Raw genomic sequence first — 23495 nt, forward strand, 5'->3', positions numbered from 1 at the left:
CCGGGTGTGGCCGCGCACGTTCCACGACCGGCTCACCGCGCCCCTGCCCGGACTCAAGGGCCTCGCCCGCTTCGCCCGCGAGGGCGCCGTACGCCCCGGTCCGGACGGCCTCGCCGACATCCCCCGGCTCCCGTACGAGCCCGCGCCGCTGCCCCGCGTCGACGCCGGCACCCTCGCCGTCACCTGGGCGGGCCACGCCAGCTGGATCGTCCAGGCGGGCGGACTGACCGTGCTCACCGACCCCGTCTGGTCCCGACGCATCCTCGGCACCCCGGCCCGGGTCACCCCCGTCGGCGTGCCCTGGGACGAACTGCCCCGGGTCGACGCCGTCGTCATCAGCCACAACCACTACGACCACCTGGACGCCCCCACCCTGCGCCGGCTCCCGCGCGACACACCGGTGTTCGTGCCCGCCGGGCTCGGCCGCTGGTTCCGCCGCCGCGAGTTCACCTGCGTCACCGAGCTGGACTGGTGGGAGGGCGCCGAACTCGCCGGGGTCCGCTTCGACTTCGTCCCCGCCCACCACTGGTCCAAGCGCACCCTGACCGACACCTGCCACAGCCTCTGGGGCGGCTGGGTCCTCACCGTGCCGGGCGGCCGCCGCGTCTACTTCGCCGGCGACACCGGCTACGGCCACTGGTTCTCCCGCATCGGCCGCCGCTACCCCGGCATCGACCTCGCGCTCATGCCCATCGGCGCCTACGACCCCCGCTGGTGGCTCAGCGACGTCCACTGCGACCCCGAGGAGGCCGTCCGGGCCACCCTCGACCTCGGCGCCCGCCGCATGGCCCCCATGCACTGGGCCACCTTCGTGCTCTCCGCGGAACCGGTGCTGGAGCCGCTCACCCGGGTGCGCACGGCCTGGGAGAAGGCGGGACTCGACCGGGAGGACCTGTGGGACCTGCCGGTGGGCGCGTCGAGAACGCTGGACTGAGGCGCCCGTCGGCACGGGCGGGACCGGCCACGACGGGCCCCCGCCGCGACGACGTCACCGGAACCGGCGGACGACCCCCGGCACCGCGCTGATCGCGACGGTCAGCGCCACCGCCACCACCACACCCTCCCAGGGCTCGGGGAAGAGCGAACCCCCCAGAATGCCGATCACCTGGTAGGTCGCCGCCCACGCCAGGCACGCGGCCACATTGCCCCTCACGAACCTGCGCATCGGCCAGTCGGCCATCAGGCAGGCCAGCATCACCGGGATGCGCCCGGCGGGCACCAGCCGGGACAGCACCAGTACCGCCACCCCGTGCTCCGCCAGCTTCCCCCGCGCCTGCGCCAGCCGCTCCTCCGGGGCCCGCGACCGTATCGCCTCCAGCCACCGCGAGCCGCCCCGCGACCGCATCCCGCGCCGCCCCAGCCCGTACAGCGCCGCGTCCCCGAGGAACGCCGCCAGCGACGCCGTACCGAAGACCAGCGCCAGCGAGAACGGCGCCGTCTGATGGAACGCCACCACCGCCGCCGAACTCACCAGCGCCCCCGTCGGCACCACCGGCACCAGCGCCCCGATCAGCACCAGCAGGAACAGCGACGGATACCCGATGGCCTGCTGGGCGGACTCCGGCGGCACCACCGACGGCGAGGCCGCGGCCAGCGCCGCGGCCGAGGGAAGCCACGTCACCGCGCGACCTCCAGCCGGGCGCTCTCCCCGTGCCCCAGCTTGTGCACCGCCACCTCCGGCGCGGCCCCGCCGGCCAGCCGTACGAACTCGTCGCCCGGCGCGTGGAACTCGTGCGGCCGCACCGCGTCCAGACCGATCGGCCAGTACGTCCCGTAGTGCACCGGCACCGCCGCCCGCGGCGCCAGCCGGGCCAGCGCCTGCGCCGCCCGCCCCGCGTCCAGGTGCCCCTCGCCGAGGTACGGCCCCCAGCCGCCCACCGGCAGCAGCGCCACGTCCACCGGCCCCACCCGCTCGGCCATCGCGTCGAACAGCCCGGTGTCCCCGGCGAAGTAGGTCCGCGCCTCGCCCTCCAGCACGAAGCCCAGCGCGGGCGAGCGGTGCGGCCCCACCGGCAGCCGCCGCCCGTCGTGCAGCGCCGGAACCACCCGGACCAGCAGTTCCCCGACGCGTATCTCGTCGCCCGGGGCGACCTCGGTGATGCGCAGATGCCGCAACCGGCGCACGCCCGGTACCGCGCGTCGCGCGCCCCGGGGCACGAGCAGGCGCGTGCCCGGGGCGAGCGCGGCCAGCGACGGCACATGCAGATGGTCGGCGTGCAGGTGGGAGACGAGCGCAAGATCCGCGCGCCGGGCCTCGGCGGAGGGCAGCGGGCCGCGCCTGCGCCGCAGATGCGCCAGCCGACGGGCGAACAGAGGATCGGTGAGCACCCGTGTGTTCGAATCTTCCACCGTGCAGGTGGCATGACCCCACCAGGTGATCTCCACCGGCACCTTCTTCGCCTCCTTCACGCGACTCCCCGAAGCCTACGTGCAGGAGTAGGGTCGGCGGCGAAAACCGGAGGTGAGGGGGGACGCCATGGGACAGCCGCGGGGCGCCTTCGGCGCGCGCACACCGTCACGGGTCATCGCCATCGCCAGCCTGACCCCCCTGGAGGAGCTCGACGACGACCCCTTCCTGGTCGACTCCCGCACCCAGCACGCCATGTGCGCCCGCTGGGCCGCCGAACACGGGTACGTCGTCGCCCGGGAACTCCTCGTCGGCGGGCTCCGCTTCGACCACCGCGCCCTGTGGGACGGCGTGCGCCCCGGCGTGGACGTCTTCGTCGCCCCCAGCCTGCGGGTGCTGCGCCGCGCCCTGTCGTCCGTGGAGGAGTTCACCGCCGAGTGCGCGCGGCGCGGGGTGCGCGTGGTGACCGTGGGCCGGGCCGAGCCGTCGTACGACGCGCAGATGAAGGCCCGCGTGCACCGCCGGCTGTCCATGCCGACCGCCGGCTACGACGGACGGTGACCCCGCGGTGACCCGTTCGGGCGGTTCCCGACCGGTATGACAAGGTGGATGCCGGCCCGGTCGCCCCAGCGCACCGGGACGAGGGTCCCGCGCCGCAGGGCGGGGGAGGGCCGGAACGGAGGAAGCGCGGGAGTGCGGGGCGTAGCGTGGCGGCGGATCGCCAGTCAGATCGGGCGCAGCGTCGCCGTATGGGCCGTCTCCACACTCACCATGCTGCTGCTGGCGCTGGTCCTGCCCGACTTCCGGCTCCAGTCGGCCGACGGCGACAGCGCCACCCGGATCGCCCTCACCGCCGCGTGCGGCGCCGGCGCGTTCGGCATCCTGTCCGCCGTGGTGTGGCCGCTGTTGGTCCGGCTGCTGCTGCTCGTCCCCGCCCTCGTCCTCGGCCTGCTGGTCTTCTTCCTCAACGGCTCCCTGCTGCTGGTCGCCCTGCGCTTCAACCCCTCCGCGCGCGGCGCGGCGGCGCCGGAGACCGCGGTGATCGTGGCCGCCGTGATGTCCGCCGTCGCCTCGGCCACCGGCGGCGCCCTCGCCGTGCGCGACGACGAGGCCTACCGGCGCCGCCTGCACCGCCTCGCCACGCGCCGCCGCAGACGCAGGACCGACCCGCCGTGCCCCGTGACACCCGGGCTGGTGTTCCTCCAGCTCGACGGGGTGGGGCACGACGTGCTCAAGGAGGCGGTCGGTGCGGGGCTGATGCCCACGGTCGGCCGCTGGCTGGCGGCGGACGACGCGGCGCGGCCGGCGGCCGGCCGCGCACCGACCGCCGGCCGCGTTCCGGCGCCCCGGGCGGTCCCCGGCCGGCCGCTCGTCGGCGGTCCAGGACCGACCCACCGCCTCACCCCCTGGCACACCGACTGGTCCAGCCAGACCGGTGCCAGCCAGCTCGGCATCCTCCACGGCAGCACCTTCGACGTGCCCGCCTTCCGCTGGTACGAGAAGGACCGCGGGGAGGTGATGGTGTGCAACCGGCCGACCAGCGCCGCCGAGCTCCAGCGGCGCGCCGTGGCGCACACGGGCGACGGCGGACTGCTCACCGAGGACGGCGCCAGCCGCGGCAACCTCTTCAGCGGCGGCGCCGGGGAACAGGCCCTCGTCCTCTCCATCGCGGCCCGCCGCCGCGGCCGGGAGAACCGCTCCCGGGCCGGCTATTTCGCCTACTTCTCCGACCCGGCCAACGCCGTCCGCACCGCCCTGTCGTTCACCGCCGAGGTGGTCCGCGAGATCGCCGAGTCCACCCGCGCCCGGCTGCGCAAGCAGCGCCCCCGGGTCTCCCGCGGCGGCCTCTACCCCCTGGTCCGCGCCTTCGCCACCGTGGTCGAGCGGGACGTCGTGGTCGCCGCGGTGATGGGCGACATGCTCGCCGGACGCACCGCCGTCTACGCCGACCTCGTCGCCTACGACGAGGTGGCCCACCACTCCGGCCCGCACAGCAGGGACGCCGAGAAGGTCCTCAAGCGCCTCGACCGCAGCCTCGCCCTGCTCGAACGGGTCGCCGACCACGCCCCGCGCCCGTACCGCATCGTCGTCCTGTCCGACCACGGGCAGAGCCCGGGCGAGACCTTCCGGTCCCGCTACGGCCTCACCCTCGCCGACCTGGTGCGGGCCGGCTGCGGGCTGCACGTGCCGCGCCGGGCCGAGCGCACCCACAGCGGTACCGAGGCCCGGGCCGCCGTACGGGCCGCCCTGCACCGGCCCGTGGAGGAGAAGGACGAGCACCGCCGGCCGGCCCGCCACAGCGAGCCCGTCGTGCTGGCCTCCGGCAACCTCGGGCTGGTCTCCTTCCCGGACGTGCGCCACCGCATGACCAAGGAGGAGATCGACGCCCGCCACCCCGCCCTGCTCACCACCCTCGCCAACCACCCCGGCATCGGCTTCCTGCTGGTGGCGAGCGCCGAGCACGACGGTGTGGTGCTGGGCCCGCACGGCACCGAGATCCCGCTGGCCCGCCTCGACCGGGACCCGGGACCGCTGGCCCGGTTCGGGCCCGGGGCCGTCGGGGCGGTGCGCCGCACCCACGCGTTCCCGCACACCGCCGACATCATGGTGAATTCCGCGTACGACCCGGCCGACGGCGAGGTCCTCGCCTTCGAGGAGCAGATCGGCTCCCACGGCGGGCTCGGCGGCGCCCAGTCCCGCCCGTTCCTGCTCTCCCCGGTGGACCTGTCCGCGCCGGTCCCGGACGGGGAGCGGCTGACCGGCGCCGAGCAGGTGCACCACGTGCTGCGCCGCTGGCTCGGCGAGCTGTCCGGCCCCGAGGTCCCGCTCACCGCCGTACCCGACGAGGACGCGGAGGACGAGCGGGCGGCCTGACGACGCGTCGCCGTGCCCCCACCCAACCCCCGCCTCCACCGCCCGGATGTGATCGGATAGGGACCACGGACACCCGGCAACGGGACCGACCCCTCGTGAAAGGAACCATCGTGGCTACCACGCGCACCGCGCACACCGTCTGGGAAGGCAACCTTCTTGAGGGCAAGGGCGTCGTCACCTTCGACTCCTCCGGCATCGGCGAGCAGCCGGTGTCCTGGCCGTCGCGCGCCGAGCAGGCCAACGGCAGGACCAGCCCCGAAGAACTGATCGCCGCCGCCCACTCCAGCTGCTTCTCCATGGCGCTCTCCCACGGCCTGGCCGGCGCCGGCACCCCGCCCACCCGGCTGGAGACCAAGGCCGACGTCACCTTCCAGCCCGGCGAGGGCATCACCGGCATCCACCTCACCGTGCGCGGCGAGGTGCCCGGCCTGGACGCGCAGGGCTTCCAGTCGGCCGCCGAGGACGCCAAGAAGAACTGCCCGGTCAGCCAGGCCCTCACCGGCACGACCATCACCCTCACCGCCGAACTCGCCTGACCCGTCAGGGCCTCGGTGCCGCGCCCCCGCGGAGCGCGGCACCGACGCTCCGCGTGCCGGGCGCGGCGGGCCGTCACAGCCGGGCGCGGTACTCCCGCAGCAGCTCCCGCGTGCGCCGCGCCGAGGCGGCCCGGGCCGTCATGTGGTCCAGCACCTCCAGATGCGCGGCGACCTCCTGCCGCCCGTCCAGATACAGCGCCCCGGTCAGGTACTCGGTGAACACCATGTCCGGCAACTCCGGCTCGGCGAACCGGAACAGCGTGAACGGCGCGTACGTCCCCGGATGCGGGCCCGCCGCGAACTCGGCGATCTGCAACGTGATCCCGTCCCGTCCGGCGTACTCCAGCAGCCGGTCCAGCTGGTCGCGCAGCACATCGGGGGAGACGCTCACCGGGCGCCGGAACACCGTCTCGTCCATGATCACCCACAGGTGCGGGGGATTCTCCCGCTCCAGCAGCCGCTGCCGCTCCATCCGCAGCGACACATGCCGCTCGACGGCGTGCGGTTCGCTCTGCCCGATCGTCCCCGCCTCCAGCACCGCCCGCGCGTACGCCTCCGTCTGGAGCAGTCCGGGCACGAAGTGCGGCTCGTAGGAGCGGATGATGCGGGCGGCGCCCTCCAGGCTGACATACAGGCTGAACCAGTCCGGCAGCACATCGTGGAACCGCTGCCACCAGCCCGGCTGGTTGGCGTCCTCGGCCAGCCGCACGAACGCGGCCGCCTCCTCCCGCGGCACCCCGTAGGTGTCCAGCAGCACCTGCAAGTACGGGATCTTCAGGGCGACTTCGGCCGTCTCCATGCGCCGTACCGTCGCCGCCGCCACCCGCAGCACCCGGGCGGCCTCCTCGCGGCCCAGCCCCGCGGCCTCCCGCAGCTCCTGCAACCGCTTGCCGAGCACCACCTGGCCCACGGTGGGCGCAGCCCGCCGCTCACTCACGCCACGCCCTCCCCTGTGCGCCGCCCTTCGCGCGCAGCAGTCTGTCACGCGCGGCCGCGTCGCACAGCAGATCGAGCGGACGAAAAGGATCACAGCATGGTCAACCCACGAGCGTGTGCAGGTACTTGGTGGTGGCGGCGTCCGCGGGCAGGAACGTCTCGATGGCCAGTTCGGCGACGGTGATGTCCATCGGGGTGTTGAAGGTGGAGATGGAGGACACGAAGGACAGCACGCGCCCCTCGTGCTCGATCCGCATCGGCAGCGCGAAGTACGGCACCGGCTCGTCCGGTTCCTCGCCCGGCGCGTCCTCGGGCACCGGATACGCCGTCACCTCCTCGTACAGCGCGCGGAGTTGGTCCGAGCGGTGCAGGGCGAGCTGGCGTTCCATCTGGGCCAGCAGGTGCCCGCGCCACTCCCGCAGGTTCCGGATCCGCGGCGCGAGGCCCTCGGGGTGCAGCGTCAGCCGCATCGCGTTCGGCGCCGGCCGCAGCAGCTCCTCCGGCACCCCCTCCAGCAGCATCGCGATGCCCCGGTTGGCGGCGACGACCGTGTACCCGGCGTCCACCACCAGCGCCGGATACGGCTCGTAGCCCTGGATGAGCCGCTCCATCCCGTCGCGCAGGGCGTCCAGCGCGGGATCGTCCAGCGGGGTCTCCGGATAGCGCGGGGCGTAACCGGCGGCCAGCAGCAGCGCGTTGCGCTCCCGCACCGGCACGTCCAGGTGCTCGGCGAGCCGCAGCACCATCTCCTCGCTCGGGCGGGACCGGCCCGTCTCCACGAAGGAGATGTGCCGGGCGGAGGAGTCCGCCCGCAGGGCCAGCTCCAGCTGCGAGAGGCGGCGCCGCTCCCGCCAGGCGCGCAGCAACGGACCCACCCCCTTGCCGTCGGTGGCGGTGGACACGGAGGCTTCGGCGGCGACCATGGTCATGCCCCGACCCTAAACGAGACCGGGCCCCGGACGGGAAGCGCGCACCAGGGCGACCGGCCGCACGCCGCCGCGTCGCCCGCGTGAGCCCGGCCCGCGCGTGGCAGGCTGAGACCCAGTCGAGTGCCTTCCGAAGGGAGCCCGTGCCATGGCCGTCGAACCGCTGTCGCAGAAGGAGATCGAGGAGCGGCTCGCCGGGCTCCCCGGCTGGTCCGCGGACGGCGGCCGGCTCACCCGCGGCTACCGGCTCCCCTCGCACTTCGCCGCGGCCGCCCTGGTCGTCCACATCGCCCGCATCCAGGACGAGCTGGACCACCACTCCGACCTCACCCTCGGGTACCACGGCGTCGACCTCGCGATCACCACCCACAGCGCCGGCGGAGCCCTCACCGAGAAGGACTTCACGCTCGCCCGCAAGGTGGAGGACATCGCCCCCGGCCACGGCGCACACTGAGGGCCGTGCTCGACTACGACAAGGAAGCCGACGACTACGACGCCTCCCGCGGCGGCGAGGCCCGCGCCCGAGCCGCCGCGGCCGCCGTCCTCAAACTCGTCCCCGGCGGTTCCCGCCGCCTCCTCGACCTCGCCTGCGGCACCGGCATCGTCACCCGTGAGATCGCCGCGGGCCGCCCCGCGCTCCGGGTGACCGGCGCGGACCTCGCCCCCGCCATGACCCGGACGGCCGCCGCCCGCCTGCCCGGCGCGGTCGTCCGCGCCGACAGCCGCCGGCTGCCGTTCGCCACCGCCTCCTTCGACGCCGTCACCAGTGTCTGGCTGCTGCACCTGCCGGACGGCCCCGACGACGTGCGCGCCATCGTCGCCGAGTGCGCCCGCGTCCTGCGGCCCGGCGGGGTGTACGTCACCACCGTCGACAAGGCCGCCGCGCACGACGTGGGCAGCGACATCGACGCCGTACTCGCCGACCGCCCGGTACGGCCCGCCGAGGACGCCGCCGACGCGGTCACCGACCACGCCGCCCGGCACGGGCTCACGCCCGCAGGGCGGGCCGTCTTCCGGGGCGCCGGCCAGGGCCGCAGCCCCCGCGGCACCATCGCGGACCTGCGCCGCGGCTGGTTCACCCGGCTGCCTCCCGGCGACCCCCGCACCGAGCGCTACGCCGACCGCCTCGCCGGGCTCCCGGACCAGGACCGGCCCCGCCCGGACCCGGTCTTCACCCTGTGCGCCTTCCGCAAACCGGTCACGGACCGACCCGCGACCCTGCTCGGCCGCGGCTTCGCCCGGCCGTCGTAAGAGACACGTCAAAGCGGGGCGCGCCGCCGTAAGAGGGCCGTCAACGGGGGTCCGGAACCGGCCAGGGGAGAGGTTTCCTCGTAGCGTCCGTTGTTCCAAGACTCATCCCAGGAGTTCACGATGGCCGATCTGGCCTTCGTCGTCACCATGGTCGTGGCCTTCGCGCTCGTGGTCCTCGTCGCCAGGGGGGTGACGAAGCTGTGACCGCCGAGAACATCGTCGGCCTGGTCGTGGCCGTCGCCCTCCTGGGCTATCTCGTCCTCGCCCTGATCCATCCGGAGAGGTTCTGAGACGGCATATGGGTCCCGTACTGGCAGGCGTGCTCCAGATACTCGCCCTCATGGGCGCTCTCGCGCTCGTCTACATCCCCCTGGGCACCTACATGGCCCGGGTCTACTCCTCCCGCCGGCACCTTCGGGTGGAACGCTGGCTCTACAAAGGCATCGGAGCCGACCCGGACGCCGAGATGGCCTGGCCCGCGTATCTGCGGGCCCTTCTCGCCTTCTCGGCCGTGAGCGTCCTGTTCCTCTACCTCCTCCAGCGCCTGCAGGGCGTCCTGCCCGGTTCGCCGGGCTTCGCCTCGGTGAGCCCGGCGCAGTCGTTCAACACGGCCGTCTCGTTCGTGACCAACACCAACTGGCAGTCGTACTCCGGCGAGCAGACGATGGGGCACGTCGTGCAGACCGCCGGTCTGGCCGTGCAGAACTTCGTCTCCGCCGCCGTCGGAATGGCCGTCGCGGTGGCGCTCGTACGCGGCTTCTCCCGCTCCCGCACCGGTGAACTCGGCAACTTCTGGTCCGACCTGGTGCGCGGCACGCTGCGCGTCCTGCTGCCGGTCGCCGCCGTCGCCGCGGTGGTCCTGGTCGCGTGCGGGACGATCCAGAACTTCTCCGGCATCCACGAGGTCGGCCAGTTCATGGGCGGCACGCAGCAGTGGAACGGCGGCGCGGTCGCCTCCCAGGAAGCCATCAAGGAGCTGGGCACCAACGGCGGCGGCTACTTCAACGCCAACTCGGCCCACCCCTTCGAGAACCCCACGCCGTTCACCAACCTCCTCGAGATCTTCCTGATCCTGGTCATCCCGTTCTCCCTGACCCGCACCTTCGGCGTGCTGACCGGCTCGGCACGTCAGGGCTACGCCGTCCTCGCCACCATGGCCACCATCTGGCTCGGGTTCACGGCGCTGATGATGGCGACCGAGTTCGCCCACCACGGCCCGGCGCTCCAGGCGGCGGGCGGCGCCCTGGAGGGCAAGGAGGTCCGCTTCGGCGTCGGGGGCTCCTCGATCTTCGCGGTGGCCACGACGCTGACCTCGACCGGCGCGGTGGACTCCTTCCACTCCTCCTTCACCGGCCTCGGCGGGGGCATCACCATGCTCGGCATGATGCTGGGCGAGATAGCGCCCGGCGGCGTCGGCTCCGGCCTGTACGGCATCCTCATCATGGCGGTGATCGCGGTCTTCATCGCCGGTCTGATGGTCGGCCGCACCCCCGAGTACCTGGGCAAGAAGATCGGCGCGCGCGAGATGAAACTCGCCGCCTGCTACATCCTCGTCACCCCGGCGCTCGTGCTGGTCTTCACCGCCGCGTCGATGGCCTTGCCGACCCCGCCGCACTCCGCGCTCAACCCCGGCGCGCACGGCTTCTCCGAGGTGCTGTACGCCTTCACCTCCGCGGCGAACAACAACGGTTCGGCCTTCGCCGGTCTGAACGCCAACACCGACTGGTTCAACACCATGACCGGACTGGCGATGCTGTTCGGCCGGTTCGTGCCGATGGTGTTCGTGCTGGCGCTGGCCGGCTCGCTCGCCGGGCAGCGGCCGGTGCCGGTCACGGCGGGCACCCTGCGCACCGAGAAGCCGCTGTTCACCGGCCTGTTGGTCGGCGCGATCCTGATCATCACCGGTCTCACGTACTTCCCGGCCCTCGCGCTGGGACCGCTCGCCGAAGGGCTTGCGTGATGACGACCCGAACGGAAAGCCACGAGGACGCGATGTCCACCTCCACCCTTGCGCCCCACCAGGACGCGCCCACCGGGCACCGGCCCGCGGAGAGCCGCGTCGGGGCCGGTCTCTTCGATCCCGGGCAACTGGTCAGGTCCCTGCCCCAGGCGCTGCGCAAGCTCGACCCGCGGGTGATGGTCAAGTCCCCCGTGATGTTCGTGGTGTGGATCGGATCGGTCCTGACCACCGTCTTCTCCTGCACCGACCCGGGCGACTGGTTCGGCTGGACCATCAGTGCCTGGCTGTGGCTGACGGTCGTCTTCGCCAACCTCGCGGAGGCGGTCGCCGAGGGCCGCGGCAAGGCCCAGGCCGACACGCTGCGCAAGGCGAAGACCGACACCGTCGCCCGCCGGCTGACCGGCCAGGTCGAGGAACGAATACCGGGCACCGGGCTGGTCGTCGGCGACCTGGTGGTCTGCGAGGCCGGCGACATCATTCCCGGCGACGGCGATGTCGTCGAGGGCGTCGCCTCGGTGGACGAGTCGGCGATCACCGGTGAGTCCGCGCCGGTCATCCGCGAGTCCGGCGGCGACCGCAGCGCCGTCACCGGCGGCACCAAGGTGCTGTCCGACCGGATCGTCGTACGGATCACCACCGAGCCCGGCGACACCTTCATCGACCGCATGATCCGCCTGGTCGAGGGCGCGGCCCGGCAGAAGACCCCCAACGAGATCGCCCTCAACATCCTGCTGGCCTCGCTGACCATCGTCTTCCTGCTGGCCTGCGCCACCCTGCCGCCGTTCGCCGACCACGCGGGCACCCAGCTGACCCTGGTGGTCCTGGTGGCCCTGCTGGTCTGCCTGATCCCGACCACGATCGGCGCGCTGCTCTCCGCGATCGGCATCGCCGGCATGGACCGCCTGGTCCAGCGCAATGTGCTCGCCATGTCGGGCCGCGCGGTCGAGGCGGCGGGCGACGTCTCCACCCTGCTCCTGGACAAGACCGGCACCATCACCCTCGGCAACCGCCGGGCAGCCGAGTTCGTGCCGGTCGAGGGCACCACCGAGGCCGAGGTCGCCGACGCCGCCCAGCTGTCCTCCCTCGCCGACGAGACGCCCGAGGGCCGCTCCGTCGTCGTCCTGGCGAAGGAACGGTACGGGCTGCGCGAACGCCACCGGGGCGAACTCGCGAACGCCGAGTGGATCGCCTTCACCGCCCAGACCCGGATGTCCGGTGTGGACGTCGACGGCCGCGAGGTCCGCAAGGGCGCCGCCGCCTCGGTCATCGCCTGGGTGAAGGAGCAGGGCGGCGATGCCGGCGCCGACGCCGACCGGATCGCCGACCGGATCTCCGAGGCCGGCGGCACCCCGCTGCTCGTCGCCGTCCGCGACGAACGCGGAGCCCGCGTCCTCGGCGTCATCCACCTCAAGGACGTCGTCAAGGAGGGGATGCGGGAGCGGTTCGAGGAACTGCGCCGCATGGGCATCAAGACCGTGATGATCACCGGCGACAACCCGCTGACCGCGAAGGCCATCGCGCGGGAGGCCGGCGTCGACGACTTCCTCGCCGAGGCCACCCCCGAGGACAAGATGGCCCTCATCAAGCGGGAGCAGGCGGGCGGCAAACTGGTCGCGATGACCGGCGACGGCACCAACGACGCCCCGGCCCTCGCGCAGGCGGACGTCGGCGTCGCGATGAACACCGGCACGTCGGCCGCCAAGGAGGCCGGCAACATGGTCGACCTCGACTCCGACCCGACCAAACTGATCGAGATCGTCGAGATCGGCAAGCAACTCCTCATCACCCGGGGCGCGTTGACGACGTTCTCCATCGCCAACGACGTCGCCAAGTACTTCGCGATCATCCCGGCGCTGTTCGCCGCCGTCTACCCGGGCCTGGACAAGCTCAACATCATGCAGTTGTCCTCGCCGAGTTCCGCGATCCTGTCGGCCGTCGTCTTCAACGCGCTGATCATCGTCGCGCTGGTGCCGCTGTCCCTGCGGGGCGTGCGGTACCGGCCGATGAGCGCGGACCGGATGCTGCGCCGCAACCTCGCCGTCTACGGCATCGGCGGCCTGATCGCACCGTTCGTCGGCATCAAAATCATCGACCTGCTCATCTCGCTGATCCCCGGGATCGGGTGAAGGACATGACCAACCCCTTTGCGAACACCGCCCGTCTGCTCACCGCGGGCCTGCGCGCCCTGATCGTCCTCACCGTGCTCACCGGCGTGGTCTACCCGCTGGCCCTCACCGGGGTCGCCCAGGGCCTCTTCCCCCACCAGGCCAACGGCTCCGAGATCCGCTCGCACGGCAAGGTCGTCGGGTCCTCCCTCATCGGCCAGCAGGGCTACGGCCTCGCGTACTTCCAGCCCCGCCCGGCCGGCGGCCTCGCCGGCAACACCCTCAACACCCGGTACAGGCTGGAGGTCTCGGGGGCGACCAACCTGGCCGCCGACAACCCGAAACTCGTCCGGGCGGTCGAGGCCGCCAAGGCGAAGATCGTCAAGGACAACTCCGTGCCCGGCTACACCGTACGGCCCTCGCAGGTCCCCGCCGACGCCGTCACCTCCTCCGGCTCCGGGCTCGACCCCGACATCTCCCCGGCCTACGCCGACCTCCAGATCCACCGGGTCGCCGCCCGCAACGGGCTGCCGGTGGCCGAGGTGGACAAGCTGGTCGAGGAGCACACCACCGGCCGCACCCTCGGCTTCATCGGCGAACCCCGGGTGAACGTCCTGGAGCTCAACACCGCCCTGCGGAGCCTCGTGGCCAAGGGATGAGGCGCCGGCACCGCCGGGGGACGGGTCAGCGGCCCAGCCCCCGGCGGATCGCCGTCTCCACCGGCGAGTACGCCCCGTCCGGCCGCTCCAGCTCGTACGGCACCGCCGGATCCAGCGGCGGCTGCGCCATGAAACGCGGCCGGGTGCCGTGGTGCGGCTGCGCCGAGTGCACCAGGAACGGATGGCACAGGTAGACGTCGCCGGGCCGCCCGGTGGCCAGGGCGAGCGGCCGGTGCGCACTCGCCTCGACCAGCGCCGGCGCGATGTCCAGTCCCGACACCCCGGCCTCGCCGTACGGCTCCAGCAGCGGCGGCACGTCCAGGTGCGAGCCGACCCGGATGCGGGTCGGGGCGTCCTCCCGCGTCACCTCGCTGAACAGGAACAGCATCAGCAACGCCCGGTCCCTGGAGCGCAGGTTGGTGTGGTACCAGGTGGCGCCCTCGGGCAGATAGCTGCCCTCGATGTGCCAGCCGGCGTCGCCCGGGTCCTCGGGGTGCGGGAAGCGCAAGGGGAACGTGCCCAGCGAGTACCGGGGCACCCAGCGCCGTTCACCCACCAGCAGGTCGAACGCCTCGTGCAGCACGGGGGAGTTGGCGGCGGCCGCGAACGGCCCCTGCGCCATGCCCCCGATCCGCACCACCGGCTCCTTCCAACTGGCGGGGTCCTGCGGGTCGTACCCGGTCTCCCGCCACAGCAGCCGAGCGCAGTCCTCGGCGACCCGGAGTGGCACCGCGCCCTCGATCTTCACGAAACCGTCGGCGAGGAACCGCTCCACCATGTCGTTGTCCATGTGGATCATCCTGGGCGACGGGAGGCGGTCGGGGCATCCGGTTTTCCCGCGGCCCGCGCGCCGCGGATTTTGCCGTGTCGGCAACGGAAGTTGCCGACACGCGTGTGGCGTCGCACTCTTACGGCACCCGGAAGAGAGGCTGACCACCATGGCGCACGATCACCAGCACAGCACCCGACACGGCCACGGGCAGGGTCATGGGCACGGCACGGACATCGACTGGAACGAGATGGCCCCCCTGCTGGAGGCCCAGGCGGAGCTGTTCGGCCCGCTGTACGAGCAGGCCCTCGGCTGGCTCGCCGGCGAGGTCGGCGAGCCGGGGCTGATCGTGGACGCGGGCAGCGGACCCGGAGTCCTGTCGTGCCTGTTCGCCGAGATCTTCCCCGGCGCCCGGGTGGTCGCCGTGGACGGCACCGCCCCGCTGCTGGACCGCGCCCGCGCCCGCGCCGCCCGCCAGGGTTTCGGCGACCGCTTCGACACCCTCACCGGCGACCTCCCGGAGGTGCTGGACAAGCTGGAGTACCCGGCCGACCTGCTGTGGGCGAGCCGCAGCCTGCACCACCTCGGCGACCAGCGGGCCGCGCTCACCGCGTTCGCCCGCCGGCTCGCCCCCGGCGGCACCCTGGCCCTGCTCGAAGGCGGTCTGCCCTCCCGCTTCCTGCCCCGGGACATCGGCATCGGGCGCCCGGGCCTCGGGGCACGGCTCGACGCGCTGGAGGAGGAGTGGTTCGCCCGGATGCGTGCCGAACTGCCGGGCTCCGTCTCCGAGACCGAGGACTGGCCCGCCCTGCTGACCGCCGCGGGCCTGCGGCACACCGGGACCCGCAGCTTCCTGCTGGACCTGCCCGCCCCGGCCGGTGACCGGACCCGCGCCTACGTCGCCGCCTCCCTCGGCCGGCTGCGCGAGGGCTTCGGTGACGCGCTGACCGCCGAGGACCGGGACACCCTCGACCGTCTGCTGGATCCCGCCGACCCCGCGAGCGTCCACCGGCGGCCGGACGTCTTCGTGCTGTCCGCGCACACCGTGTACACGGCCGTACGGCCCGCCTGAAGTCCGGTGGCCGGCACTTGACTTCGAGCGTGCTCCAAGTGATGGACTCCCCGGCACGCACCAGGCACACAGGTGTCTGCACAGGTGCACCGACACCCAGGGGGAACCATGGACGACGCTCCGGTCGCGCTCATCACCGGCGGAGGCAGCGGCATCGGCGCGGCCGTGGCCCGGCAGCTGCTGGACGCGGGACATCGGGTCACGGTCACGGGCCGCACGGAGAAGCGGCTGCGGGACCTCGCGGACGGTCTCGGTGATCCGGAAGGATTGCGGACGATCGTCGGCGACGCGTCGTCGTACGACGACATGCGGAACGCGGTCGACCGTACGCTCGCGGCATACGGCCGGCTGGACACGGTCGTCGCCAACGCCGGCATCGCCACCCATGACTCCGTGGCCGAGGGCGACCCGGCCGGCTGGGCCGAGATGGTCCTCACCAACGTCCTCGGCCCGGCCCTGCTGATCCGCGCCTCGGTCGACGCGCTGAAGGAGACCCGGGGCCGGATCGTGCTCATCGGCAGTGTCGCCGGGTTCGTGAACACGCCCGGCAACCTGTACGGGGCGACCAAGTGGGCGGTCACCGGGCTCGCCGAGAACACCCGGCGCCAGGTCACGGAGTTCGGCATCGGGGTCACACTGGTCGCCCCCGGCCGGGTGGAGACCCCCTTCTGGGACGGCTACGGCAGCCTGCCCCCGGGCCACCTCCTGACCGCCGGGCAGATCGCCGACTCCGTCGTCTGGGCGATCCGGCAGCCGGCCGGGGTCGACGTCAACACCGTGGTCGTACGCCCGCTGGGTCAGCCCAACTGACGGACGACCGACTTCAGTTGTTGGCCAGGAACTGCTTGGCCAGCTGATCGCCGAGGGAGACGGCGGCGCTGTGGCTCTCGATGGGGGAGACCTTGGAGTTCTTGAACAGGATGTAGGTCACCCCCGAGTCCGCGCCGCCGGTGGCCGGGTCGGGGTCGATGCCCAGCGCCTTGGCGGTGGCGTAGGAGGCCTCGCCGATGATGTTCGTGGGGCCGGTGTCGCCGACGACGGCGTACTCCACCTTGTTGTCGTAGATCACGGCGACCACGCCGCCGCCCTTGATCCCGGCGTCGGAGTAGTTCCAGATGCCGCTGGCGCTGGGCACCACCACATAGGGCAGCGACTCGGACTTCAGGGGCTTGCCGTCCGACTGGTGGAAGGCGGTGTCGTCCTGGAACCAGGGGTCGCGGTCCTCGTTGCAGTTGGTGGTGCGCTGACCGTCGCAGTCGATGTCCATGTCGGCCTTCCAGAACACCGCGCCGTTCTTGCCGCACACCGGGACCGTGGCCGAGGTCTCGGCGTCGGTCCGGTACTTGCCGTTGGATATCTGCGAGCAGGACTTCACCTTGGCGAGCAGGTCGGCCGCGCTGACCGAGCCCTCCTGGGCGGTCTTGGGGGCGGGCGTGGCGAGCGCGTTCGCGGGCATCAGGCCGGCGGCGAGCAGGGCGGCCCCGGAGGCCATGGCGAGGGTCAGTGTTCGAAGACGCACTGTGGGGGACCCTTCTGTTAGGAAAGTTTCCTTACCGGGCGGCACCACCGTGGCGTAGCTGCCATGCTCGCGTCAACCCTCGGGTGGTGAACTTCCGAAACCCGTGCGTATTGCGGCGGTTTGCGGCGGTGGCAAGACTGGAGTCACCGGACGGACCGGCAGTCGTCCGACATCGCGTCGGCGGTGTCCGCACCCCGGGAGGCGAGGCGTCATGTTCGTTCGCACGGTGTACGCGACCGGTGACCCGGCCCGACTGGATACGGCCCTGCGCGCCCTGAACAGCCAGGGCCACGACCTGCTGGAGGAACGGCCCGGCTTCCGGGGCGCGGGCGTCTTCGTCGATCGGGAGCTGGGCAAACTGCTCACGCTGAGCTGGTGGGACTCCGCGGAGGCGCAGGCCAACAGCGACGAGGTGATGCGCGAGCGGCGGCCCGCGCTGCTGGAGCCGTTCGCCGCGTCCGTGGCGGTCGAGCACTACTGGGTCGCCGTCTTCCACGCCCTGCCACGGCCCGTGGTCGGCGGTGGACTGCGCGTCGCGCGGCTGGAGTTCGACCCGAGGGACGCGGACCTGCTCGCCGACACCTTCCACACGACGGCGCTGCCGCACCTGGAGACCGTGCCCGGGCTGGCCCGTACGGCACTCCTCCTGGACCGCGAGCGCGGCCGCGGCGTCGCCGGGGCCCTCTTCACCGACCGCCACACCCTCGCGGCCTCCCGTGCGGCCCACGCCGCCATCCGCCGGGAGGGCGCCGCCAAGGCCCACGTCTCGGTGGTCGCCCTGGAGGAGTTCGACGTCGTCCACGCCGACGCGCACACCGTCTGAACAGGCGGTACGGACAACGCGCGAGCCGGCCGGGCACCGGGAACCCCGGTGCCCGGCCGGCTCGCGGCGGGTGTCAGGCCATGTCGAACGTGGCCGGGTCGGGACCGATCCGCCGGTCCTCGTTGAGCGCGCCGATCGCCGCCAGATCCTCGTCGTCCAGGCTGAAGTCGAACACGGCGATGTTCTCCCGGATCCGCGACGGCGTCACGGACTTCGGGATCACGATGGTGCCCTGCTGGATGTGCCAGCGCAGCACCACCTGGGCCGGCGTGCGGTTGTGCTTCTGCCCGATGGCCACGATCGCCGGCACCTCCAGCAGGCCCTTGCCCTGGCCGAGCGGCGACCACGCCTCGGTCGCGATGCCCAGCTCCGCGTGGTACTTCCGCGCGGCGTGCTGCTGAAGGTGCGGGTGCAGCTCGATCTGGTTGACCGCCGGGATGACGGAGGTCTCGCCGGTCAGCCGGCGCAGGTGCTCGGGAAGGAAGTTGGACACGCCGATGGCACGGGCCCGGCCGTCGGCGTACAGCTTTTCGAGCGCCTTGTAGGTGTCGACGTAGGTGTCCCTGGCGGGCAGCGGCCAGTGGATCAGGTACAGGTCGACGTAGTCGAGACCCAGCTTGGTGAGCGACGTGTCGAAGGCGCGCAGCGTGGCCTCGTACCCCTGGTCGCTGTTCCAGAGCTTGGTGGTGACGAAGACGTCCTCACGGGGCAGACCGGAGGCCGCGATGGCCCGGCCGGTGCCTTCTTCGTTGCCGTAGGCCGCGGCGGTGTCGATGCTGCGGTACCCGGCCTCCAGTGCGGTGGCGACGGCCCGCTCGGCCTCGTCGTCCTGCACCTGCCACACGCCGAACCCCAGCTGGGGCATCTCGACGCCGTTGTTGAGGATGATCGGGGGGACCTTGCTGCTCACGAGCTCGTTGATCCTTCGCTTGTCGACCAGTGTGATACTCCTATTCTCAACGATCACATGCCGACGAGCATTCCTGACCCGCGCACATTGTCACGTTCTGTACAGTGCTTCGACCTCGCGTTCGTACGCCTTCTCGATCGCCCTGCGCTTCAGTTTCAGCGACGGCGTCAGCAGACCGTGCTCCTCGGTGAACGGCTGCGCCAGTATCCGGAAGGTGCGGATCGACTCGGCCTGCGAGACCAGTGTGTTGGCGGCGACCACCGCGCGCCGCACCTCGGTCTCCAGATCCGGGTCGCGCACCAGCTGCGCGGGCGCCATCGGCGGCTTGTTGCGCATCTGGAGCCAGTGTTCGACGGCCTCGTGGTCGAGGGTGACCAGGGCGGCGATGTAGGGGCGGTCGTTGCCGACCACGATGCACTGGCTGACCAGCGGGTGGTCGCGGACCCGCTCCTCCAGCACCCCGGGTGAGACGCTCTTGCCGCCGGAGGTCACCAGGATCTCCTTCTTGCGGCCGGTGATCGTCAGATAGCCGTCCTCGTCCAGGGCGCCCAGGTCGCCCGTGGCCAGCCAGCCGTCGTGCAGCGACTCGTCGGTGGCCTTCGGGTTGTTGAGGTAGCCCTGGAAGACGTTGCCGCCGTGCAGCCAGATCTCGCCGTCGTCCGCGATGTGCACGGTGACCCCGGGGATCGCCTGGCCGACGGTGCCGTACCGGGTGCGCTCGGGCGGGTTCGCGGTCGCCGCGGCGGTCGACTCCGTCAGGCCGTACCCCTCGTAGATCTGCACGCCCGCGCCGGCGAAGAAGAGTCCCAGGCGGCGGTCCATCCCGGAGCCGCCGGACATCGCGTTCCGGATACGGCCGCCCATCGCGGCCCGGACCTTCGCGTACACCAGCTTGTCGAACAGCTGGTGCTGCATCCGCAGCCCCGCCGTCGGGCCCGGCCCCACGCCCCAGGCCTTCGCCTCGACCGCCTCCGCGTAGCGCACCGCGACGTCGACGGCCTTCTCGAACGGTCCCGCCTTGCCCTCCTTCTCCGCCTTGCGGCGGGAGGCGTTGAACACCTTCTCGAAGATGTACGGCACGGCCAGGATGAACGTCGGCCTGAAGGCCTGGAGGTCGGGCAGCAGCGCGGCGGCGTTCAGCTGCGGCTGGTGGCCGAGGCGGACCCGGCCGCGGACCGCGGCGATCTCCACCATGCGCCCGAAGACGTGCGCGAGCGGCAGGAACAGCAGCGTGGAGGCCTCGTCCCCGCGCTTGGAGTGGAACACCGACTCCCAGCGCCCCACCACGCTGTCCGCCTCGAACATGAAGTTCCCGTGCGAGAGCACGCACCCCTTGGGGCGGCCGGTGGTGCCCGAGGTGTAGATCACGGTGGCCACGGACTCCGGGGTGACCGCCTGCCGGTGCCGGTGCACCACCTCGTCGTCCAGGTGCGCCCCGGCGTCGTACAGCTCCTGCACACAGCCCGCGTCCAACTGCCACAGCTGCCGCAGCCGGGGCAGCCGGCCGATCACCGTGGCGATGGTCATCGCGTGGTCCTCGTGCTCGACGACCGCCGCCGTCACCTCGGCGTCGTAGAGCATCCAGAAGCACTGCTCGGCCGACGACGTGGGGTAGACGGGCACCACCTGGGCGCCGATCGTCCACAGGGCGAAGTCGAAGAGCGTCCACTCGTAGCGGGTGCGGGACATGATCGCCACCCGGTCGCCGAACCGGACCCCGCTGGCCAGCAGCCCCTTGGCCAGGGCGAGGATCTCGTCACGGAACTCGGCGGCGGTCACGTCGCGCCACTGCCCGGTGGCGTCCTTGCGGCCGAAGGCGACATGCTGCGGATCGGTCAGGGCATGCTCGAAGACGACATCGGCCAGGCCACCCACCGGCGGTGCCGACGTGAGAGGCGGGTTCGTGAACTCGCGCAATCCTCGCTCCCCGATCCTCGCTGCCTGATCGCGCCGGTGATGCTCGGCACAGCGCCGTGAAAGCTACCTCACACCCCGACCGGAGGGGAGGGGGGCGGAAACCGAGCAAAGCGCACCTTCCGCCCGGCCGGTGTCCGGAAAATGCCCGCACATGGGTAAGGGCCGGACACGCTACTGACGGGTCAGTAAGTTTCGCGTCCGTAATCTCCACCGAATCTGTACGCGCCGATTACCGCTCTGTACAGGGCGATTACGGCCATGGACCCGCCGTGCGGAGGATGCGGACGGCCAGGGGTCCGCCGCCGGGGGCATGGCACGGAAGAGCGGCGGCCGAGGCCGGGCGGACGCGGCTCCTGTGAACAGCGCCACACCGGTCTCGCGTCAGCCCCCCGGGCGCCGCAGCCGCTCTCCGCCCGCCAGCACGGCCGCCGCGAGGGCGTCCGCCGCCTCCTGGGTGCCGGGCCGGCGGTGACCGTGGACCAGGACGAAGTCGACCTTGCCCAGCTCCGGCAGCCCGGAACGCTCCGGCAGCCGGAACAGGCCCGGCGGGATCAGCCGGCGCGCGTGCGCCATCACGCCGAGCCCCGCACGGGCCGCCGCGATCAGCCCGTTGAGGCTGCCGCTGGTGCAGACGATCCGCCGGCCGCGCCCCTGCCGCTCCAGCGCCTCCAGGGCCCGGGCGCGGGTGATGCCGGGCGGCGGATACACGATCAGCGGGACCGGCCGGTCCGCGTCCAGGCGCAGCCGTTCGGCGCCGATCCACACCAGGTCGTCACGCCACACCAGCGTCCCGCGCGGGTCCTTCGGGCGCCGCTTGGCCAGCACCAGGTCCAGTTTTCCGGCGGCCAGCTGCTCGTGCAGGGTCCCGGACAGCTCCACGGTCAGCTCCAGGTCGACCTCCGGGTGGTCGTAGCGGAAGCCCTCCAGGATCTCCGGCAGCCGGGTCAGCACGAAGTCCTCCGACGCGCCGAACCGCAGCCGCCCGCGCACCCGGGTCCCGGTGAAGAACGCCGTCGCCTGCTCGTGCACCTCCAGGATGCGGCGCGCGAAGCCCAGCATGGCCTCGCCGTCCTCGGTCAGCTCCACGGAGTGGGTGTCCCGGGAGAACAGCGGACGCCCGGCCGCCTCCTCGAGGCGGCGCACCTGCTGGCTCACCGTGGACTGGCGCAGCCCCAGCCGCCGGGCCGCCTGGGTGAAGCTCAGCGTCTGGGCGACCGCGAGGAAGGTCCGCAGCTGTGTCGGGTCGTACACGCCACAAGGGTAGGCCGTTATCGAAAACCGTGATGACAGTGAGAGTGGTATGCGGGATTCCCGTTCGCGGCGGGGGAGGGGATCATGAGGAGGGGCCTCGGGCCCGACCGGAACGTCGTCGCACACCCATCGGAGCACCGTGACACGCCTGCGCTGGCCGAGCTGGATGCCGATCGACCCGTACATCGTGCTGTTGCTCGGCACGGTGGGTCTCGCCGCGCTGTTCCCGGCACGGGGCACCGGCGCCACCGTGGCCTCCGGCGCGTCGACCGCCGCGATCGCCTTCCTCTTCTTCCTCTACGGCGCCCGCCTGTCCACCCGCGAGGCGCTCGACGGACTGCGCCACTGGCGGCTCCATGTCACCGTGCTGGCCTGCACCTTCGTCGTCTTCCCGCTGCTCGGCCTCGCCGCGCGCGCGGCCGTGCCGGCGCTGCTCACCCAGCCCCTCTACCAGGGACTGCTGTTCCTTACCCTGGTGCCGTCCACCATCCAGTCGTCCATCGCCTTCACCTCCATCGCGCGCGGCAACGTGCCCGCCGCCATCTGCGCCGGGTCCTTCTCCTCCCTGGTCGGCATCGTCCTCACCCCGCTGCTGGCGGCCGGACTGCTGGGCAACAGCGGCGGCGGGTTCTCCGCGCACTCCCTGGTCGACATCGTGCTGCAACTGCTGGTGCCGTTTCTCGCCGGGCAGCTGCTGCGGCGCCGGATCGGCCCCTTCGTCGCCCGGCACAAGAAGGTCCTCGGACTGGTGGACCGCGGCTCGATCTTGCTGGTCGTCTACACCGCGTTCAGCGAGGGCATGGTCCAGGGCATCTGGCACCAGGTCAGCCCCGCGCGACTGGGCGCGCTCCTCCTCGTCGAGGCCGCGCTGCTCGCCGTGATGCTGCTGCTGACCTGGTACGGCGCCAGGGCGCTGGGCTTCGGCCGGGGCGACCGGATCGCCATCCAGTTCGCCGGCTCCAAGAAGTCCCTCGCCTCCGGCCTGCCCATGGCGAGCGTTCTCTTCGGCGCCCACGCCTCCCTGGCCGTGCTCCCGCTGATGCTCTTCCACCAGATGCAGCTGATGGTGTGCGCGGTCATCGCCAAGCGCCGCGCCCACGACCTGCCGGACGCCGACACGGACACCGGCGCCGACGGGTCGGCCGCTCCCGCGGCCGAGGGCCGGCCAGGCGACCGCGTCCTTCGGTGACCGCCGCCCCGACGTGAGCCGGGGGCGCGCTCAGGGGCACAGGACGACCTTGCCGAGGTTCGCCCTCGACTCGATCATCGCGTGCGCCCGCGCCGCCTCCTCCAGGGCGAACCGCGCGTGGACGACGGGCCGTACGGTGCCCTCGTGGAACAGCCGCCACAGCTCCCGGCGCCACTGCTGGTACAGCTCGGGCCGGCCGCGCGCGATCAGCGCCATCTGGAAGCCGATCACCGACTTGGCGCCCACCAGCAGGTCGTAGGCGCGGACCGTACCGCCGCCCGAGCTGTAGGCGACCAGCCGGCCGTGCGGGGCGAGGGCGGCGACGGCGGGGGTGAGCAGGTCGCCGCCGACCGCGTCCACCACGCAGTCGACAGGGTCGCCCCAGCTGCCGTCGGAATACCGCACGCAGTCGTCCGCGCCCAGGGAGCGCACGAACTGCGCCTTCCCGGGG

Annotated in this window: 24 protein-coding genes; 14 read left to right on the forward strand and 10 right to left on the reverse strand. The window is 72.5% G+C overall.

The window, feature by feature from the left end; all coding sequences use genetic code 11:
- Positions 1-934 (forward strand): MBL fold metallo-hydrolase (locus FRZ03_RS18460; RefSeq protein ID WP_146466273.1); only part of this gene is annotated, 934 nt, incomplete at its 5' end.
- A gap of 54 nt (positions 935-988) precedes the next feature.
- On the opposite strand, the gene FRZ03_RS18465 is transcribed toward FRZ03_RS18460, so the two are convergent.
- Positions 989-1594, reverse strand: a complete 606-nt coding sequence (locus FRZ03_RS18465; RefSeq protein WP_261399248.1) for a DedA family protein — start codon at positions 1592-1594, stop codon at positions 989-991.
- A gap of 23 nt (positions 1595-1617) precedes the next feature.
- A complete protein-coding gene (locus tag FRZ03_RS18470; RefSeq protein WP_146466291.1) occupies positions 1618-2391 on the reverse strand; it encodes an MBL fold metallo-hydrolase in 774 nt (257 codons plus the stop codon).
- 85 nt (positions 2392-2476) lie between these two features.
- Here FRZ03_RS18470 and FRZ03_RS18475 point away from each other — a divergent pair, with 85 nt between their 5' ends.
- The 3 genes from FRZ03_RS18475 to FRZ03_RS18485 all read left to right on the forward strand — a co-directional run bounded on the left by FRZ03_RS18475 (position 2477) and on the right by FRZ03_RS18485 (position 5757).
- Positions 2477-2908, forward strand: a complete 432-nt coding sequence (locus tag FRZ03_RS18475) for a hypothetical protein (RefSeq protein ID WP_070023485.1) — start codon at positions 2477-2479, stop codon at positions 2906-2908.
- 132 nt (positions 2909-3040) lie between these two features.
- A complete protein-coding gene (locus tag FRZ03_RS18480; protein WP_186785485.1) occupies positions 3041-5221 on the forward strand; it encodes an alkaline phosphatase family protein in 2181 nt (726 codons plus the stop codon).
- 110 nt (positions 5222-5331) lie between these two features.
- A complete protein-coding gene (locus FRZ03_RS18485) occupies positions 5332-5757 on the forward strand; it encodes an OsmC family protein (RefSeq protein ID WP_146466275.1) in 426 nt (141 codons plus the stop codon).
- Positions 5758-5830: 73 nt separating this feature from the next.
- On the opposite strand, the gene FRZ03_RS18490 is transcribed toward FRZ03_RS18485, so the two are convergent.
- Together FRZ03_RS18490 and FRZ03_RS18495 are read right to left on the reverse strand one after the other, a co-directional pair.
- Positions 5831-6694 (reverse strand): helix-turn-helix domain-containing protein, encoded by an 864-nt coding sequence (locus FRZ03_RS18490; protein ID WP_146466276.1) that lies wholly within the window; start codon positions 6692-6694, stop codon positions 5831-5833.
- A 100-nt stretch (positions 6695-6794) separates the two neighbouring features.
- Complete coding sequence (locus tag FRZ03_RS18495) at positions 6795-7622, reverse strand: helix-turn-helix domain-containing protein (RefSeq protein ID WP_186785486.1); 828 nt, start codon at positions 7620-7622, stop codon at positions 6795-6797.
- Positions 7623-7767: 145 nt separating this feature from the next.
- Between FRZ03_RS18495 and FRZ03_RS18500 the strand changes: the two genes are divergently transcribed.
- The 6 genes from FRZ03_RS18500 to kdpC all read left to right on the forward strand — a co-directional run bounded on the left by FRZ03_RS18500 (position 7768) and on the right by kdpC (position 13594).
- Entirely contained in the window at positions 7768-8073 is a 306-nt protein-coding gene (locus FRZ03_RS18500; RefSeq protein WP_146466277.1) for a 4a-hydroxytetrahydrobiopterin dehydratase, read from the forward strand.
- Positions 8074-8078: 5 nt separating this feature from the next.
- Positions 8079-8870 (forward strand): class I SAM-dependent methyltransferase, encoded by a 792-nt coding sequence (locus FRZ03_RS18505; protein WP_146466278.1) that lies wholly within the window; start codon positions 8079-8081, stop codon positions 8868-8870.
- 200 nt (positions 8871-9070) lie between these two features.
- The gene (gene kdpF / locus FRZ03_RS18510; protein ID WP_133888732.1) at positions 9071-9160 is read left to right on the forward strand and encodes a K(+)-transporting ATPase subunit F; all 90 of its coding nucleotides are present in this window, start codon (positions 9071-9073) and stop codon (positions 9158-9160) included.
- An 8-nt stretch (positions 9161-9168) separates the two neighbouring features.
- Positions 9169-10830 (forward strand): potassium-transporting ATPase subunit KdpA, encoded by a 1662-nt coding sequence (gene kdpA / locus FRZ03_RS18515; RefSeq protein WP_146466279.1) that lies wholly within the window; start codon positions 9169-9171, stop codon positions 10828-10830.
- Positions 10830-12956, forward strand: a complete 2127-nt coding sequence (gene kdpB, locus FRZ03_RS18520; protein ID WP_261399246.1) for a potassium-transporting ATPase subunit KdpB — start codon at positions 10830-10832, stop codon at positions 12954-12956. The genes kdpA and kdpB overlap by 1 nt, the downstream gene beginning before the upstream one ends.
- 5 nt (positions 12957-12961) lie before the next feature.
- Positions 12962-13594: a potassium-transporting ATPase subunit KdpC gene (gene kdpC / locus FRZ03_RS18525; protein ID WP_146466280.1), complete on the forward strand. Its 633-nt coding sequence runs from the start codon at positions 12962-12964 to the stop codon at positions 13592-13594.
- A gap of 25 nt (positions 13595-13619) precedes the next feature.
- On the opposite strand, the gene FRZ03_RS18530 is transcribed toward kdpC, so the two are convergent.
- Positions 13620-14384, reverse strand: coding sequence for a phytanoyl-CoA dioxygenase family protein (locus tag FRZ03_RS18530; RefSeq protein ID WP_146466281.1), 765 nt, complete (start codon positions 14382-14384; stop codon positions 13620-13622).
- A gap of 148 nt (positions 14385-14532) precedes the next feature.
- Here FRZ03_RS18530 and FRZ03_RS18535 point away from each other — a divergent pair, with 148 nt between their 5' ends.
- Both FRZ03_RS18535 and FRZ03_RS18540 read left to right on the forward strand, forming a co-directional pair.
- Positions 14533-15435, forward strand: coding sequence for a class I SAM-dependent methyltransferase (locus tag FRZ03_RS18535; RefSeq protein WP_146466282.1), 903 nt, complete (start codon positions 14533-14535; stop codon positions 15433-15435).
- A gap of 108 nt (positions 15436-15543) precedes the next feature.
- A complete protein-coding gene (locus FRZ03_RS18540; RefSeq protein WP_146466283.1) occupies positions 15544-16245 on the forward strand; it encodes an SDR family oxidoreductase in 702 nt (233 codons plus the stop codon).
- 13 nt (positions 16246-16258) lie between these two features.
- Here the strand turns inward: FRZ03_RS18540 and FRZ03_RS18545 are convergent, their stop codons facing one another.
- On the reverse strand, positions 16259-16954 hold the full coding sequence (locus FRZ03_RS18545) for a glycoside hydrolase family 75 protein (protein WP_146466284.1): 696 nt from the start codon (positions 16952-16954) through the stop codon (positions 16259-16261).
- Between the two features lie 211 nt (positions 16955-17165).
- On the opposite strand from FRZ03_RS18545, the gene FRZ03_RS18550 reads away from it, so the two are divergent.
- Positions 17166-17777, forward strand: a complete 612-nt coding sequence (locus FRZ03_RS18550) for a hypothetical protein (RefSeq protein WP_146466285.1) — start codon at positions 17166-17168, stop codon at positions 17775-17777.
- Positions 17778-17850: 73 nt separating this feature from the next.
- Here the strand turns inward: FRZ03_RS18550 and FRZ03_RS18555 are convergent, their stop codons facing one another.
- From FRZ03_RS18555 to FRZ03_RS18565, 3 genes are all read right to left on the reverse strand, one after another.
- On the reverse strand, positions 17851-18687 hold the full coding sequence (locus FRZ03_RS18555; protein WP_146466286.1) for an aldo/keto reductase: 837 nt from the start codon (positions 18685-18687) through the stop codon (positions 17851-17853).
- A gap of 90 nt (positions 18688-18777) precedes the next feature.
- Positions 18778-20604 (reverse strand): AMP-dependent synthetase/ligase, encoded by a 1827-nt coding sequence (locus tag FRZ03_RS18560; protein ID WP_146466287.1) that lies wholly within the window; start codon positions 20602-20604, stop codon positions 18778-18780.
- 381 nt (positions 20605-20985) lie between these two features.
- Complete coding sequence (locus FRZ03_RS18565; protein ID WP_146466288.1) at positions 20986-21855, reverse strand: LysR substrate-binding domain-containing protein; 870 nt, start codon at positions 21853-21855, stop codon at positions 20986-20988.
- Positions 21856-21994: 139 nt separating this feature from the next.
- Here FRZ03_RS18565 and FRZ03_RS18570 point away from each other — a divergent pair, with 139 nt between their 5' ends.
- A complete protein-coding gene (locus tag FRZ03_RS18570) occupies positions 21995-23044 on the forward strand; it encodes a bile acid:sodium symporter family protein (protein WP_261399247.1) in 1050 nt (349 codons plus the stop codon).
- 30 nt (positions 23045-23074) lie between these two features.
- On the opposite strand, the gene FRZ03_RS18575 is transcribed toward FRZ03_RS18570, so the two are convergent.
- Positions 23075-23495, reverse strand: a 421-nt coding sequence (locus FRZ03_RS18575) for a zinc-binding dehydrogenase (RefSeq protein WP_146466289.1), incomplete at its 5' end; no start/stop codon positions are given.

The sequence above is a fragment of the Streptomyces misionensis genome (assembly GCF_007896895.1).
Lineage (GTDB): Bacteria > Actinomycetota > Actinomycetes > Streptomycetales > Streptomycetaceae > Streptomyces > Streptomyces misionensis_A.